The sequence below is a fragment of the Lysinibacillus sp. 10T31 genome (genome assembly GCF_056394365.1).
This window is the reverse complement of the sequence record NZ_JBFTHS010000077.1, coordinates 1-15,914: the sequence shown is the minus strand read 5'-3', so window position 1 is coordinate 15,914 and position 15,914 is coordinate 1. Positions and strand designations below refer to the sequence as shown.

Sequence of the window (15,914 nt, the reverse complement as noted above, 5' to 3'; positions counted from 1 at the left end):
AATCCTGGGATATTCATGTTAAAATTCATTTGCACAGTTCACCTTTCTATTACTTGTTTCTCGACAATTCAAGTATATATAAATCGGTGAATCTGTGCTTTTTTTATGCGTGGAATTGTGTGAATACCCCAACAAATATTATAGAACCAAAATAAAAAGCCTCACGATTGTCGTGAGGCATAGTGTTAAACGTGTTTTTCATTGCGGATAATATGAAGCGCTTTGGTTAGCATTTGCGCGTTTTTTTCTTCAATCTCAGCCTTTCGAGGGATTGGCTCATACAATGGATTTGGATCCTCCCAAGTTGGAATAAAAGGCACTGGTGCTTCAGGCTGCCAACGATCTAACCATGCTTGAGGTAGGGGTCCTGTTGGTAATTGCTGATCTGTCATTTCAAGCCATAGCATAGACCATGCGCGAGGCACGACACGCCAAATATCATAGCCCCCACCACCAACAGCAATCCATTTTCCCCCACAATATTCATGTGCTAATTTATGCGCAAGCTTTGGAATTTCTCTATAAATGTTCATTGTTCCATATAAATGTGTTAATGGATCAAAATAATGTGCATCTGCGCCATTTTGCGTTAACACAACATCCGGCTTGAAAAATTCAAAGACTTCTCGCATAGCCTTTTCATATATTTCTAGGAAACTCTCGTCTTCTGTAAAAGCATCAATTGGAAAATTAAAAGAAGTGCCATAGCCTTGTCCATTTCCGCGTTCCGTAATATTACCAGTTCCGGGGAAAAGGTAGCGCCCTGTTTCATGAATAGACAATGTACAAACATCTGGATCTTCATAAAAACTCCATTGCACCCCATCGCCATGATGGGCATCGGTATCTACATAAAGTACACGAGCATTGTATTTTTCCTGTAAATAGCGAATAGCTACTGTACTATCGTTATAAATACAAAAACCTGATGCACGGCCACGGAAGCCGTGATGTAGCCCTCCACCTAAATTGAGGGCGTGCTCGGCTTTTCCTTCCATAACATAATCGACAGCTGTTAACGTTCCACCGACAAGTTGGGCACTTGCTTCGTGCATATTTTCAAAAATGGGTGTATCTTCGGTGCCTATGCCGTAGCTTTCACATTGTGCCTCTGAAAGCTCACCATGCCCTGCTCTTTTAACGATATCAATATATTTTGGATCATGTGCAAGTAAAAGCTCCTCCTCTGTTGCGACACGAGCAGGCACGATATCTAAATCATCAAGTGCATCAATATTCTTTAACAAATCCATTGTAAGCGTCAAGCGTTTATGATTGAAAGGATGGGTATCTGAAAATTTATATCCGAGTTGCTCTGGCGAGTAAACAAATACTGCTTTTTTCATTGTAACGAAACACCTGGTAAATTAGGCCATAATACATCAAAGCCCTCTTTACGAAGTTCTTCAATCATAGCTAGTGGATTTAGAGTTTTTACTCGGATACTTAAAATTTTATTTTGCGTATTTTCAGAGTCAGGATAAACTAAGACGCTTTGGACATTTGCATGATGTTCATTGAAAATTTTAGTAATCTCAAATAGTATTCCTGGCGTATCGGATACACGAATTTCAATTTTTGAGCCAGGTTCAGTGGCACCAGTTAACTCTATGTATGTATAGAGTAAATCGGTGGTAGTTACAATCCCAACTAATTTCCCTCCGGAGACAATTGGTAAACAGCCTACTTTAGATTCATAAAAAGTAAGAGCTACTTCTTCTACGAAATCAAGTGGATGGCCGACAATTGGATTTTTAACCATAATCTCTTCCACTTTTGCATTAAAAACTGGAGAATTAGGCTCATCCCGTAACGAGGAAGGCAATGCCTCTTTAATATCTCTTTCAGTGATCACCCCAAGAACATGATGCTCCTCATCTACAACTGGCAAATGACGTACTTTTTTTTCACGCATGAACTTCAGCGCTTCAACCACTGTATTTGTCGGAGCCAGCGTGTAGGGCTCATCATTCATAATTTCTTCTACAATCATATACTCATCCCCTGTGTGTTGTTTTTAATACATGAAGCGATTTTTAAAGCGAAGTCTATCAAATCTTTCCATTGTCTCAGGAGGCACGCGTTTTCCTTCACGTGCCATCAGGCAGTTAGCAGGATGTGAAGTAATTTCAGGGTCATCTGTAGCAAAATATTCGAAGTTGGCAGAGCCCATCATTTTCTCCATCATTTTGCGATAATCCCAAACATTTAAACCAGTCCCTTTTAAGTCCCAATGCCAATAATATTCGGTAGTGATAACAAGATAGTCTTCCATTTCATCCCCCATAAAAGACACCGCTAGTAGTGCCTTACCAGCACCAGTACCACGATAGTCTGGAATGACTTCAATAGCACCTAGCTCAATCATGTTATCAATTCGATCCTCCGCCCATCGTTCGAGTGGATCTGGATATAAATAAGTGACGTAACCTACAATAATGTTTTCATTTCGAATAATAATAATTCGTCCTTCAGGAAGTCCTGCAATTTCTATAATGGCTTGCTGCTGTTGCTTTGGAGGTCTAAAAGCAACCAAGCCTTCGTGGAATGAATATGTAGCTAATTTTTCTGGAGGAACAGGTCCTTCCACATACACAGTACCATGCTTAGTTTCCTTTGTTACAGAAAAAAAAGTTTTTTTATGTTCCATAAATTACACCACCTGAGTTTAATAATTCCATTATAGCTGATTTCCTGCGGAAAAACGCTTATTTTTGCAAAATATACATGCATTTTCGGAAAAATAAAAATATTAAGACATTCTTAATGAATTCGTGTAAAATATATTTATACTGCATCTGTTATTCAACAGATGAATGTAGTGTGAATAAGCATTCACTATCTTTGCACTACACAAACTGTTGTATAACAATTGCTACATAACGTAGTTGTCTTTGGAGAAGGTGGCGAATTTTGAAAGGGGAAAATAATGAAATTACGACGATTTGAAATTTGCTTACTAATGTACTAAGGCGATAGCAAAGAGAGGGGTAGTTTCATGGGGATGAAAATGTTGGAGAAGTTGAATGCTTTACCGGGGCAATATAATTTGCCTGATTATGAAAAGGCTGCGGCAACACATGATTGGGTAGAGACAGAAAAGGGATTCAGTTGGTATGAAACAGGGCTTGTGAATATGGCATATGAGGCAATTGATCGTCATACAGAAACGCATCGAAAAAACAAAGTTGCACTTTATTTTAATGATGGAAAGCGTAAAGAGGCTTATTCCTTCAATGAAATGAAAAAGCTGACGAATAAAGCTGCAAATGTTTTTAAGGCAGCAACAAATTTAGAAAAAGGTGATCGATTATTTATTTTCATGCCGCGTTCACCTGAGCTTTATTTTTCTTTATTAGGCGCATTGAAAATGGGGGTTATTGTAGGTCCGTTATTCGAGGCATTTATGGAAGGTGCTGTTTATGACAGACTTGCAGATAGCGAAGCTAAAGTATTAGTGACAACACCAGAGTTACTTGAGCGTGTACCTTTAGCAAAGCTACCGCATTTGCAGCACATCTTTTTAGTAGGATCTGATATAGAGGAAACACCACAAATTTTAGATTTTAATAGATGCTTGGAAGAAGCATCTTCTCAATTTGATATTGAATGGGTGGACCGAGAGGATGGTATGATTCTTCATTATACTTCTGGATCAACAGGAGCACCAAAGGGCGTATTGCATGTTCATAATGCAATGCTTCAACAATATCAATCAACGCAATGGGTATTAGATTTGCGTGAAGACGATATTTACTGGTGTACGGCTGATCCAGGATGGGTAACAGGCACAGCATATGGCATTTTTGGTCCATGGTTAAATGGTGTCACAATGCTAATTGTTGGTGGGAGATTTTCACCACAAGCTTGGTACCAAGCAATTGAGGATTATAGTGTAACAGTTTGGTATAGTGCACCAACTGCTTTCAGAATGTTAATGGGTGCCGGTAGTGGTATGCTTGAGAACTATGATCTATCTTCGTTACGTCACATTTTATCTGTTGGTGAGCCGTTAAATCCAGAGGTAATTCGTTGGGGGATTGATGAGTTAGGACACCGTATTCATGATACATGGTGGATGACAGAAACTGGTGCCCATATGATTTGTAACTATCCTTCTATGGATATTAAGCCAGGGTCAATGGGAAAACCATTACCAGGAATTCATGCGACGATTGTTGATGATGCTGGCAATGAAGTACCACCTTTTACAATGGGTAATTTAGCAGTTCGACGTGGCTGGCCTGCAATGATGCGTCAAATTTGGGGGAATCCAGAGCGTTATGAATCCTACTTCTTAAAAGGTGAATGGTATGTGTCCGGGGACTCTGCCTATATGGATGATGATGGTTACTTCTGGTTCCAAGGGCGTGTAGATGATGTTATTATGACAGCTGGTGAGCGAGTAGGTCCTTTCGAGGTAGAAAGTAAGCTACTAGAGCATCCTGATATAGTAGAGGCAGGAGTAATAGGAAAGCCAGATCCTGTACGAGGTGAAATTATTAAAGCATTTGTATCATTACGTGAGGGTGTTGAACCTTCAGATGCATTGATTGAGGATATTCGTAATTTTGTTAAAAAGGGCTTATCTGCACACGCAGCACCACGTGAAATCGAATTTAAGGATAAGCTACCAAAAACACGCAGTGGTAAGATTATGCGTCGTGTGTTAAAGGCGTGGGAGTTAAATTTACCAACTGGTGATTTATCTACGATGGAAGATTAGTTATAAGAAGCAGGAATTTATTCGGTCGACGAAAAATTCCTGCTTTTTTTTTGAAAAAGTAAAACTTCATTCGAAAAATTCTTACTCGATAATAGAGAAATTAGTTTCCTCATTTTATAGGGTTAATTAACAAAAATTAGAGAGGACCTTATAACCTATGCCAGTTGACTAAAGTGAAGACTGAACGCCCCCAGGAAGCTTTGCTCTATGCGAAAGCGAAGCGTCAGCAACAACAAATGTTTTATCTGTAGCGAAAGCGAAGCGGCAGCTACAAAGCGCTCAGTCGGAACGGAAATCAACCCCACGCTATGGTGAAGAGCATTGCTTAATACATTAAAATGCAGAAGATAAAACTGATTCATTACTAGTGAATAGGTTAACCTTTTAAGGATTTCATTTATTTTTTCTAAGCATTCTCTTTATTTTTATAGCATTTAGCTATTCAAACTTTTCCCAAAATCAATTACTCGATAAAGATTGCGAAAAATTCAAATATAAATAAAAATTCAGTTGACTTAATAAATATGCAGACGTATACTAATTTTAACTTATTTCAGAGGTGAGTGCATTGAAAGTAGGAATAGTTGGTGCAACCGGATATGGTGGATTAGAGCTTATTCGATTTTTACATAATCATAAAGCGGTGGAACGGATTGATTTATTCACATCTTCAGAAGAAGGTGTCATTTTTTCTTCTAAGTTTGGTCATCTCGTTAATATTGCCGATACGCCTTTACAAAAAATTGATTATGGGGCTTTAGAGAAGTTTGATGTTGTTTTTACAAGTACACCTTCAGGGGTGACAAGTGAGCTATTACCTCCAGTGGTAGGGAAAGGTCCTAAATTAATAGACTTGTCTGGAGACTTCCGTTTACAAGATCCAGCGAGCTATGAAGCATGGTACGGTAAAAAAGCGGCGCCATTGGAATTCATTCAACAAAGTGTATATGGCTTAACTGAATGGAACGCAGAAAATGTTAAACATGCTCCTCTTATCGCAAATCCAGGATGCTATCCAACAGCCGTTTTACTTTCGTTGTTACCATTGTTAAAAGAACGATTGATAGATTCGAGCTTTTTAGTGATTGATGCGAAAAGTGGGATTTCAGGAGCTGGAAATAAACCATCGCAAACTACGCATTTTAGTGAGGCAAATGAAAGCTTTTCAATCTATAAAACGAATACACATCAGCATATACCAGAAATCGAGCAGGCCATTTCAATGTTCGCAGGGATTGATACAACCATTTCTTTTAATACTCATTTAGTGCCAATGACTAGAGGGATTTTATCTACCTCATATGCACCTGTTATGTCTGGTGTTACAGAGCAGCAGCTAGTAGCTTGTTTACAGAATGCCTATGAAAAGCATCCGTTTGTACGGATTGTTACAGATGTAAATAGTCTAGGAACAAACCGTGTTAAAGGTTCTAACTATTGCGACATTTTGGTGAAAGTTGATAGCCGTACGAATCGTGCCACAATTGTTGGCGTTATCGATAATTTAGTCAAAGGGGCTGCAGGGCAAGCCATTCAAAATATGAACGTTCAATTTGATTTACCGCAAACGACAGGATTAGATGTCGTTCCGTTCTTTATTTAAGCAGAGCGTCAGCTATTCTTATATGCCAAGGAAAATTGATTAACTAAGGAGGAAAGATTTTATGACATTAATAGCATCTGCAAGTATTATGAAAAAATTATCAAGTAAAAATATTGTTTCACCAAAGGGCTTTAAAGCTGCGGGTTTACATTGTGGTTTAAAGCATAAGAAAAAAGATATAGCTGTGTTAGTCAGTGAAGTACCCGCAAGTGTAGCAGGTGTCTTTACAACGAACGCGGTACAGGCAGCACCATTAAAAGTAACGAAAGACGTTGTGTACACAACGAAGAAAATGCAGGCGATGATTGTTAACTCTGGAAATGCTAATGCATGTACAGGGAAGCAAGGGGCGAAGGATGCACAAAAAATGCAGGTCCTCATGGCAGAAAAGCTTGGTATCGAGGCAAATTTAGTAGGTGTGTGCTCAACTGGTGTTATTGGTGAAATTATGAATATGGAGCCAGTAACAAATGGGATTAATCAGTTAGAGCCAAAGGATAATTTAGAAAGTGCTATTGATTTTGCACAAGCTATTATGACAACAGATACGGTTATGAAAAACACAAGCTACAGCACTATTGTTGATGGCAAAGAGATCATTATCGCTGGCGTTGCTAAAGGTTCAGGTATGATTGAACCAAATATGGCAACGATGCTAGGTTTTATTACGACAGATGCAAATATCGAATCAGATGTCCTACAGGCTACGTTATCTGATATAACAAATATGACTTTTAATGCAATTACAGTGGATGGGGATACATCTACAAATGACACAGTAGTTGTCATGGCAAACGGCTTAGCAGGAAATATAGCTTTAACTCCTGACCATCCAGATTGGCAAAACTTCTACTATACATTGAAAACAGTAGCTGAAGACTTAGCGAAAATGATTGCCAAAGATGGTGAGGGTGCAACGAAGCTGATTGAGGTTGAAGTTGAAGGGGCATTTTCGGATGAAGAAGGACGTAAAATTGCTAAAACAGTAGTTGGTTCACCGCTTGTGAAAACAGCAGTATTTGGCTGTGATGCAAACTGGGGACGTATTATTGCTGCTGTAGGCTATAGTGGTGCAACAGTTGATCCAGAAAAAATTACGATCCAAATAGGCGGTGTAACTATGGTTGAAAACGGTGAGCCAGTTCCATTTTCGGAGGATGGGTTAATTCAAATTTTAAAAATGCATGAAGTGAAAATCTATGTGTCGCTTGGTATTGGGGAAGGCAAGGGGCATGCTTGGGGATGTGATCTAACTTATGACTACGTTCAAATCAATGCCTCATACCGCTCGTAAACGAATGGTCATTAAGCTTGGTGGCAGTACGCTGGAAGGCTTAAATGAGTCGTTTTTTGAGAATTTTAAAAAACTCCAAGAAAGCGGTATAGAGCTTATTATTACCCATGGTGGAGGCCCAGCTATTAACCGTGAACTTACGGTGCATGGGATAGAATCACATGCTTTAAACGGTATTCGTGTCACGAGCGAAGCTGCAATTGATATTGTACAGTCAACGTTAATAGGAAAGGTCAATCCTGCGCTTGTTCATGAATTAACAACTGCTGGCATTGCTGCAATTGGATTAAACGGCTTCGATGGTCAGTTAATTGTAGCGGATTTTCTAGATAAAGATATATACGGTTTTGTTGGTGAAGTAAAAACCGTCAATACATCTTTGCTAGAAGCATTAATTAGTGCTGGGATTGTACCGGTTATTGCTTGCGTTGGATCAGATGAACATGGTCAGGCATTAAATATTAATGGAGATACGGTAGCAAGTGAAATAGCACTAGCTATAGATGCAGATAGCTTATTACTTGTAACGGATGTAAGTGGTATTCGAATTAATGATGAATATCAATCGAAAGCAACGCCTTCCTTCATCAATCAATGGATTGAGGAGGGGCATATTTATGGTGGGATGATACCTAAAGTCCAAGGAGCTCTCGAATGTTTAAATGCAGGTATTCCATCAGTACAAATTGTTGGGGAATCGCTTGTAGGTACGACGATTTTATCCGGGGGAAGAAGTAAACTCGAATGAATAAAGTTTCCCTTCATCCTCACTCAGTAACAGTCATTCTTCTTCATAGATAAGGTGACCGTTCTAATGGCATAGAAGTAGCAATATAGTTGTTTAGAAAAGAAGATTAAAGGTTTACTTTGAGGAGTTGATAAAATGAGTGCTTTATTTGGAAACTATGGCAAACGCCGCGCCCAAATTGTCAAAGGGCAAGGAACTGTTGTAGAAGATTCGGCTGGGAAAAAATATTTAGATTTTACAAGTGGAATCGCTGTAGTGAGTCTTGGTCATGCACATCCGGCAGTCGTGAAGGCTATTCATGACCAAAGTCAAAAGCTTTGGCATATTTCTAATTTATTTGATCTTCCCGGTCAGGAGAAGGTTGCGCAAAAATTAATAGCAGATACACATTTTTCTTATGCATTTTTCTGTAATAGTGGGGCGGAAGCAAATGAAGCGGCCATTAAACTTGCGCGTAAGCATACAGGGAAAAATCATATTATTACTTTTGAGAAATCCTTTCATGGGCGAACTTTTGGAGCGATGTCCGCAACAGGTCAGGGCAAGGTACATAATGGCTTCGGACCACTTGTTGAAAAATTTACGATTCTTCCTTTTAATGATGTGGCAGCACTTGAAGCAACATTTGATGATTCTGTCGCAGCAATTATGCTGGAAATGATTCAAGGTGAGGGCGGTGTTAACAGTGTATCACCAGAATTCGCAGCAGCAATCGCAAAAGCTTGTGACGACAAAGGAATATTACTAATTATCGATGAAGTTCAAACAGGTATTGGACGAACAGGAACAAGATATGCCTATGAGCAGACGGTTTTAAAACCAAATATCGTGACATTAGCAAAAGGTCTAGGTGGTGGATTCCCAGTCGGTGGGATGCTTGGAACAGCCGAGCTATATGATACATTTAGCCCTGGCACACATGGGACAACATTCGGTGGGAACCCGCTTGCGATGAGTGTTGCTGAAACCGTGCTTAATCATGTATTTGAACCTGCTTTTTTACAAAATGTACAGGAGCTATCCACGTATTTTGTTAAGCAGTTGAAAGCGAATCTACCTTCTACGTATACGGTGCAGGGCCAGGGCTTACTTCTTGGCATTGGCTGTGGTGATACTGAGGTAGCCTCGTATATAGCTGCAGCAGAGGAAAACGGCTTATTATTAGTAGGTGCAGGACCAAACGTTATTCGGTTACTACCACCATTAACCGTTTCAAAAGAGGAAATAGATGAGGCTATTGCGATTTTAAAAACGATATTGTTATAGTATCAGGTCAAATTAAAACGATAAAAAATGAATCTGCTAGACTTCTTTGGTGAGAAGTCTAGCAGATTTTTAATGGCTTATCATCGGAAGTTTGGGATGACATTTTGATAAAACATATGCCATATGAATAAGTTGATTGGAGTGGAGGCTGGGCGACTCCTTGGGGATTAGCGATATAGAGGAACGAAGGCTAAAAGCATCACGTCCTGCGATAACGCCTTCGTGACCAACATCCTGTTGGCCCGAGACCCTGGAGCGAGCAACGCGAGTGAAGCGGCTCATCGGACGCCCCCAGGAAAGCGCCCAGCAGGAACGGAAATCAACCCCACGTTATGGCGATAAGTTTTTTATTTAGTGAAATCCTATTGTAGCTCTTTTACTAATGTTTTCACTAGAGTAGGGAGCCAATCATGGAGTTGACTAAATGAAAAGCCTGCAGCTTCTGCTTTTGTAGTTGACATATACCAATTTGCTGGAACCCCATATGGTGACTGCGACATTTCATCGCCACCTACTAGAGAAATTTTTGCATGCTTTCCGGTTGTTTCTTCAATAAGCCCCAGTAAATCCTTTAACGAAATTGCACCTGTAGCTGTTGCATTATAAGGTCCTTCAATTGGTGTAATGCCAGCAAAGTATAAAAATGCAGCTGCTTCGTCATCCGTTATATAGCTCATCTTTGCTTCAATATTTGGTAATGAAATAGGCTGTTCCTGTAAAATTCGTTCAATATGAAAATGTAAACGGCGTGTATAGTCGTTCTCCCCCATAACGATTGGGATACGTACAGCGACGACTGGGAAATTGGCCTCTTTGAAAAGTACTGCCTCTGCTTGACGCTTACCCTCACCATATGAAAAATCTTCACTGTTCCCCATTCGAACTTCATAATCAAATGGATTAAAATCTTCCTCAGTTTTGACAATGCCGTCGATTTCGTAGGTGGATAGAGTAGATGTAAAAACGAGCTTTTTCGTTTTACCTTCTAAAATTTCACATATTTTATGAGCTTCATTAGGAGAATAGCAAATATTATCATAGACAATATCCCATGTTGTACCTGAAAGTACCTGTGACAGCGAATCGGCATCATCTCGATTAACAATTAGCTGCTTCACCTTTGTACCAAAAGGATTTCCACTTTGCCCGCGTGTTAAGATAGTTACACTATGCTCATTTTGAAGACACAGTTCAACAAGCTTTTTACCAAAAAAACGAGTGCCTCCTAAAACTAAAATGTTCAATTATTTCCACCCCTTCAAATTAGTAGTCCCCTTTATAATGACAAAAAAACAAGCATACTACAATTAAAAGATAATTGTAGTATGCTTGTCTATTATTGGGAAGGAGGATCAGTCGGTGGAGTTGTATTTCCGTTGTCTCCTCCATTAGAGCCATTCCCAGTGTTTCCGGAACCGTTGCCGTTATTCGAGCCATTTCCGTTATTCCCGGAACCACTGCCGTTATTCGAGCCATTTCCGTTATTCCCGGAACCACTGCCATTATTTGAGCCGTTTCCGTTATTTCCAGAACCATTGCCGTTATTTGAGCCATTTCCGTTATTTTCAGAACCATTGCCGTTATTCGAGCCGTTCCCGTTACTACCACTAGACCCATTGCCATTTTCAGAACCGTTTTCATTATGGTTCGAGTCATTGTCATTAGTAGGTGGGGTAGTTGGTGGAACTTTTTCTTCATTGTCTTTTTCGGGTTGTTCTTCACTCGCACTACCACCAGTAGAAACGACATTGGATTGCGATGAAGCTAAACCTGTAATGTCTACAGCGACAACAACATAGGCTTGACCACTTGCTACCGTCATACTTTGTGATGATTCAAGCACTGATCCGACAAGAGTTTTACCACCGTTTGTTACTTTATATATTCGATAACCGACTACGTCATTTGAAGAGCCTGTCCAAGATAATGTATTGCCATTAATTGAAGCGGTTACTGCTGCTGGCGGATTGTTATCTGCCGGGAAATCAACAGCTGATACCGATGAATTCGATAATGACGAATTTTTTGGTAATAGGCTGGCTGGGTTACCGCCAAGTCTACCTAACATTCGTTTAATAAATGCTTGATTAATACCTGCACCACCTGGTTTTACAAATTCTGGCGGTGTGTTAGGAAGTGCATTATAGGTTTTACCTTTAATCGTAACAACGCTTGAAGAAGCTAAGCTGTCATCAGGCTGTGAAGGTAAAAATACTTTCGCGTTAAACAAATCAGAGCGTACGAGACCCGCATTAGCACATGCTGCTGAAGGTGCTAAACCAGAAATACCACAGAAAGATGCAGTGACAACGTTTTTCGGTTGCGTAAATCTAGTTTTAGGGGCAATTAATTCTGGATCGACATCATACACAGAATTCATTAATGTTCCCCATAGCTTGTTAATTCGCACACTAGGCTGCTGATACGTATTATTAAATGTATACAGTGATTGATTGTTATCATAACCCATCCATACTCCAAGAGAAACATTCGGGTTATAGCCAACTAGCCAAACGTCTTTATAATTTTGTGAAGTACCTGTCTTCGCTGCAAAGTCAGCAGAGAATTTAAGTGAATTTTTTGCAACTGTACCTGTTCCTTTTGTTAACACATCTCGTAACATATCTGTAACGATATAAGATGTTTCAGGACTAAACACTTGTTCAGGTTTAACTTCGTGTTTATATATAATATTTCCATTTTGGTCTTCAATTCTATCAATCATATAAGCGTCAATGAATTGTCCGCCGTTTGCGAAGGTTGCATAGGCATTGGTGTTCTCTTCAACAGTAATACCATCTTGTACCCCACCAATCCCAGCTGCAAGGTTTGTGAAGTCATCAGGCTGTAAAGTTGAGATCCCCATTTTTACTAAATAATCGGCAGGACGTCTGTTTAGAATATCATAATATAGACGTAAAGCAGATAAGTTTTGTGAATCAGCTAATGCTTCACGTGCAGGTATAAGTCCTCGTTCATCACTAGTAATATAGTTGCTTGGACTCCAACCGCCGACAGAGAATTTCACGTCCACTAAAGGGCTACCTGCGCCGATTACACCGTATTCTATTGCAGGTGCATATACGAGTAATGGCTTCATTGTTGAACCATTTGAGCGTTTTGCCTGTGTAGCATAGTTATAATTTTTTAATTCAAAGTCACGTCCACCGACAAAGCTTAAAATACGTCCAGTATTATTTTCTATTAAAATACTACCAACCTGTACAGGCATTTGAGCATCCACTTCTTCACCTGTTACAGGATCCTTGTCTTTAACGGTGTAAGTATGACCGTAACTATTAAAGTTTTCCGCTGCTTTTTGCATCGAATCATACATATCTTTATTTATAGTTGAATAGATTCGATAACCTTTTGAGCGGACATCACGATCTGCTAGGATCGTATATTTATCTTTTAATTTTTTTTCATTTTTTAAGCGTTCTGGATCAATACCATCTTCTACTGCTAGTTTTTCAGCAATAATTTCGGTCGCGCGACTTTCAAGCTCATACGTTAGCCATGGGTAGCGATCCTCCGCACGCATCTCTGGAGAACGGAAGTCAGCAGTAATATCATGAGCTAGTGCTTCTTTATATTGAGCTTCGTTAATGTAACCGGCGTCTTTCATACGATAAAGTACAGTTTTCATACGATCAATACCCGGTTGAAGAGCTTCTTTACTTTTGAGTACACCTGTATTTGTGAAAGGTGTGTAAGCAAAAGGTGATTGAGGAATACCAGCTATATACGCTGCTTGAGGTAGCGATAAATCCTTTGCTTTTACATTGAAAATACCTTCTGCAGCTGTTTCAACTCCTGCAATGTTTCGACCGGAAGAGTTACGACCATAAGGAATTATGTTTAAATAGGCCTCTAAAATTTCTTCCTTTGTCATAAAGTGCTCTAAACGCATAGCAAGTAAAAGTTCTTTTGCTTTTCGTTCATAAGATACTTCGTTTGTTAATACTTGGTTTTTTATAAGTTGCTGTGTTAATGTAGAACCACCAGTTTGAGTGGAAGAGTTTGTTACGTCTTGAAGTAGCCCGCGGACGACGGCCTTCGGAACTATTCCGTTATGTTCACGGAAATACTCGTCCTCTGTCGCTAATACCGCATTAACAACATCAGGTGCGACATCGTTTAATGTTGTTACTCGGCGGTCTAAATCTGTACGTAATTTTCCGATATAAATATCGTTGGCAAAATAAATTTCACTTGTTGAATCGTAGTTGAAAATTTCTTTTCGTAATTCTTCCTTTGAGCGTAGTGGCTCTTCTTTTACAAGTGAAGCAAAATAGCCAGCGCCAACTGAACTGGCAAATACAGTGCCTACCAATGCAAAGACTAAAAATAGTAAAAATAAATTCCAGGTAACACTTCCTGAAATGCGTAATTTCTTCATCCATTTTTTTTGAATAAACTCATCGATCTTTGCATTGATTTTCTCAATCCAATCTTTCAATGTATCGACCTCCTAAAATCTTGTCTATTATAGCACATATTGATTTAGGTCGAACATAGTTATTGACAATGAAAAAGAATCGTTTAGAATAATGCTTATAGTTTTCTAGTGATGAAGAGCTTGCAGTAGTGTCTATATTCCCTGTATAGAGAGCCAGCGGTTGGTGAAAGCTGGTCATAATATAGAGACGAATTACGTGCTTGGAGCTTAGACGTGCGCGCCTGCGATAAAGGCGGTTGAATGAAGAGGAAGATGGATGACATCTTCAAGCCGGGTGGTACCGCGTTAGTTATTAACGTCCCTGCATGCAATGTTTTTGCGTGTAGGGACTTTTTTGTTTCTCCCTACACGGAATTATTAAACACTTAGGAGGAATAAAAATGACGAACGAATTATTACAAGACTTAGAATGGCGCGGATTGTTATACCAACAAACTGATGCTGAAGGTATGACAAAATTATTAGATGAACAATCTGTATCTTTATACTGCGGTGTTGATCCAACTGCGGATTCTATGCATATTGGGCATATCGTGCCTCTGTTAACGCTACGTCGATTCCAAAAAGCAGGCCACCGTCCAATTTTGTTAGTTGGTGGTGCGACGGGTATGATTGGAGATCCATCTGGTCGCTCTGAAGAACGCCAATTACAAACAGTTGAGCAAATTGATAAAAATGTTCAAGGTATCCGTAGTCAATTAGAGCGTATTTTTGACTTTGCAGAAGATGGTAATGGTGCACAATTAGTTAATAACCGTGACTGGATTGGCAATATAAATACGATTGAGTTTTTACGTGATTATGGGAAATTAATTAACGTGAACTACATGTTAGCAAAAGATACGATTGCATCACGCCTAGATACAGGGATTTCATTTACTGAGTTTGCTTATACATTAATTCAAGGTATTGATTACAATCATTTATACAACCATTACAACTGTCGCATTCAAGTGGGTGGCTCTGACCAGTGGGGGAATATTACAACAGGTTTAGAAGTTATTCGTAAAACACATGAGGAAGAGACGAAAGCCTTTGGTATAACAATTCCTTTAGTAACGAAAGCAGACGGTACGAAATTTGGTAAAACAGCTGGTGGTGCTGTATGGTTAGATAGTAAGAAAACATCTCCATACGAGTTCTACCAATTCTGGATTAATGCTGCGGATGCTGATGTTGTAAAATACTTAAAAATCTTCACATTCCTTTCTCGTGAAGAAATCGAAGCTTTAGCAGTATCTGTAGAAGAGGAACCACATTTACGTAAGGCACAAAAAGCACTAGCTGAAGAAATGACTCGCTTAATTCATGGTCAAGAAGCATTAGACCAAGCAATTCGCATTACAGCTGCTTTATTCTCTGGTGACTTAAAAGCACTTTCTGCTGATGAAATGAAGGATGCGTTTAAAGATGTTCCTTCTATTGAATTGGCGAAAGAAGATAAAAACATCGTGGACTTATTAGTGGAAGCGGGTATTTCACCTTCAAAACGTCAAGCTCGTGAAGACGTAACAAATGGTGCGATTAGCGTGAACGGTGAAAAGGTCACTGAATTAGAATATGTAATCGACAGCAAAGATCGTTTAGAAGATGCATTTAGCATTGTTCGTCGCGGCAAGAAAAAATACCATATGGTGAAGTTTGTTTAACTTAGACTTATACAACAAGGAGGCTGGGACATAACTAGCTTCAATTAGTGAGAAATCCGAATTTGAATTCATTCAAATTCGGATTTCTCTATTTTTTATGTTGTCTCCATCTAGCTCTTAGTTAATGGCTGTGAATTTCCTTAAATTCACGGCCATTAATGCGAGG

Annotated in this window: 11 protein-coding genes and 1 other annotated feature; of the genes, 6 read left to right on the top strand and 5 right to left on the bottom strand. The window is 39.3% G+C overall.

From position 1 onward, the window contains the following. Positions 1-185: 185 nt before the first annotated feature. The 3 genes from AC1DCY_RS25245 to AC1DCY_RS25235 are packed head-to-tail and all read right to left on the bottom strand — an operon-like array spanning position 186 to position 2,650. A complete protein-coding gene (locus tag AC1DCY_RS25245; protein WP_477354886.1) occupies positions 186-1,346 on the bottom strand; it encodes an acetoin utilization protein AcuC in 1,161 nt (386 codons plus the stop codon). Beyond that, positions 1,343-1,993 carry an acetoin utilization AcuB family protein gene (locus tag AC1DCY_RS25240; protein ID WP_477354883.1) on the bottom strand — a complete coding sequence of 217 codons (651 nt, stop codon included), beginning with the start codon at positions 1,991-1,993 and terminating at the stop codon, positions 1,343-1,345. The genes AC1DCY_RS25245 and AC1DCY_RS25240 overlap by 4 nt, the downstream gene beginning before the upstream one ends. 24 nt (positions 1,994-2,017) lie before the next feature. Further along, positions 2,018-2,650: a GNAT family N-acetyltransferase gene (locus tag AC1DCY_RS25235; protein WP_387082460.1), complete on the bottom strand. Its 633-nt coding sequence runs from the start codon at positions 2,648-2,650 to the stop codon at positions 2,018-2,020. Between the two features lie 348 nt (positions 2,651-2,998). Between AC1DCY_RS25235 and acsA the strand changes: the two genes are divergently transcribed. The 5 genes from acsA to AC1DCY_RS25210 all read left to right on the top strand — a co-directional run bounded on the left by acsA (position 2,999) and on the right by AC1DCY_RS25210 (position 9,637). After that, the gene (gene acsA / locus AC1DCY_RS25230) at positions 2,999-4,726 is read left to right on the top strand and encodes an acetate--CoA ligase (RefSeq protein WP_477354880.1); all 1,728 of its coding nucleotides are present in this window, start codon (positions 2,999-3,001) and stop codon (positions 4,724-4,726) included. Positions 4,727-5,294: 568 nt separating this feature from the next. Further along, positions 5,295-6,329, top strand: coding sequence for an N-acetyl-gamma-glutamyl-phosphate reductase (gene argC / locus AC1DCY_RS25225; protein WP_477354877.1), 1,035 nt, complete (start codon positions 5,295-5,297; stop codon positions 6,327-6,329). A gap of 61 nt (positions 6,330-6,390) precedes the next feature. Beyond that, a complete protein-coding gene (argJ, locus tag AC1DCY_RS25220; RefSeq protein WP_477354874.1) occupies positions 6,391-7,623 on the top strand; it encodes a bifunctional glutamate N-acetyltransferase/amino-acid acetyltransferase ArgJ in 1,233 nt (410 codons plus the stop codon). After that, complete coding sequence (gene argB / locus AC1DCY_RS25215; RefSeq protein ID WP_477354871.1) at positions 7,586-8,371, top strand: acetylglutamate kinase; 786 nt, start codon at positions 7,586-7,588, stop codon at positions 8,369-8,371. Before argJ ends, argB begins: the two co-directional genes overlap by 38 nt. A gap of 135 nt (positions 8,372-8,506) precedes the next feature. Then, positions 8,507-9,637 carry an acetylornithine transaminase gene (locus AC1DCY_RS25210; protein ID WP_477354868.1) on the top strand — a complete coding sequence of 377 codons (1,131 nt, stop codon included), beginning with the start codon at positions 8,507-8,509 and terminating at the stop codon, positions 9,635-9,637. 362 nt (positions 9,638-9,999) lie between these two features. Here the strand turns inward: AC1DCY_RS25210 and AC1DCY_RS25205 are convergent, their stop codons facing one another. Next, positions 10,000-10,881: an NAD-dependent epimerase/dehydratase family protein gene (locus AC1DCY_RS25205; RefSeq protein ID WP_477354865.1), complete on the bottom strand. Its 882-nt coding sequence runs from the start codon at positions 10,879-10,881 to the stop codon at positions 10,000-10,002. A gap of 92 nt (positions 10,882-10,973) precedes the next feature. Then, entirely contained in the window at positions 10,974-14,099 is a 3,126-nt protein-coding gene (locus AC1DCY_RS25200; RefSeq protein ID WP_477354862.1) for a transglycosylase domain-containing protein, read from the bottom strand. A 102-nt stretch (positions 14,100-14,201) separates the two neighbouring features. Next, positions 14,202-14,405 (top strand) — a binding site (T-box leader). A 74-nt stretch (positions 14,406-14,479) separates the two neighbouring features. Between AC1DCY_RS25200 and tyrS the strand changes: the two genes are divergently transcribed. Further along, on the top strand, positions 14,480-15,748 hold the full coding sequence (gene tyrS / locus AC1DCY_RS25195) for a tyrosine--tRNA ligase (protein ID WP_477354859.1): 1,269 nt from the start codon (positions 14,480-14,482) through the stop codon (positions 15,746-15,748). Positions 15,749-15,914: the final 166 nt, after the last annotated feature.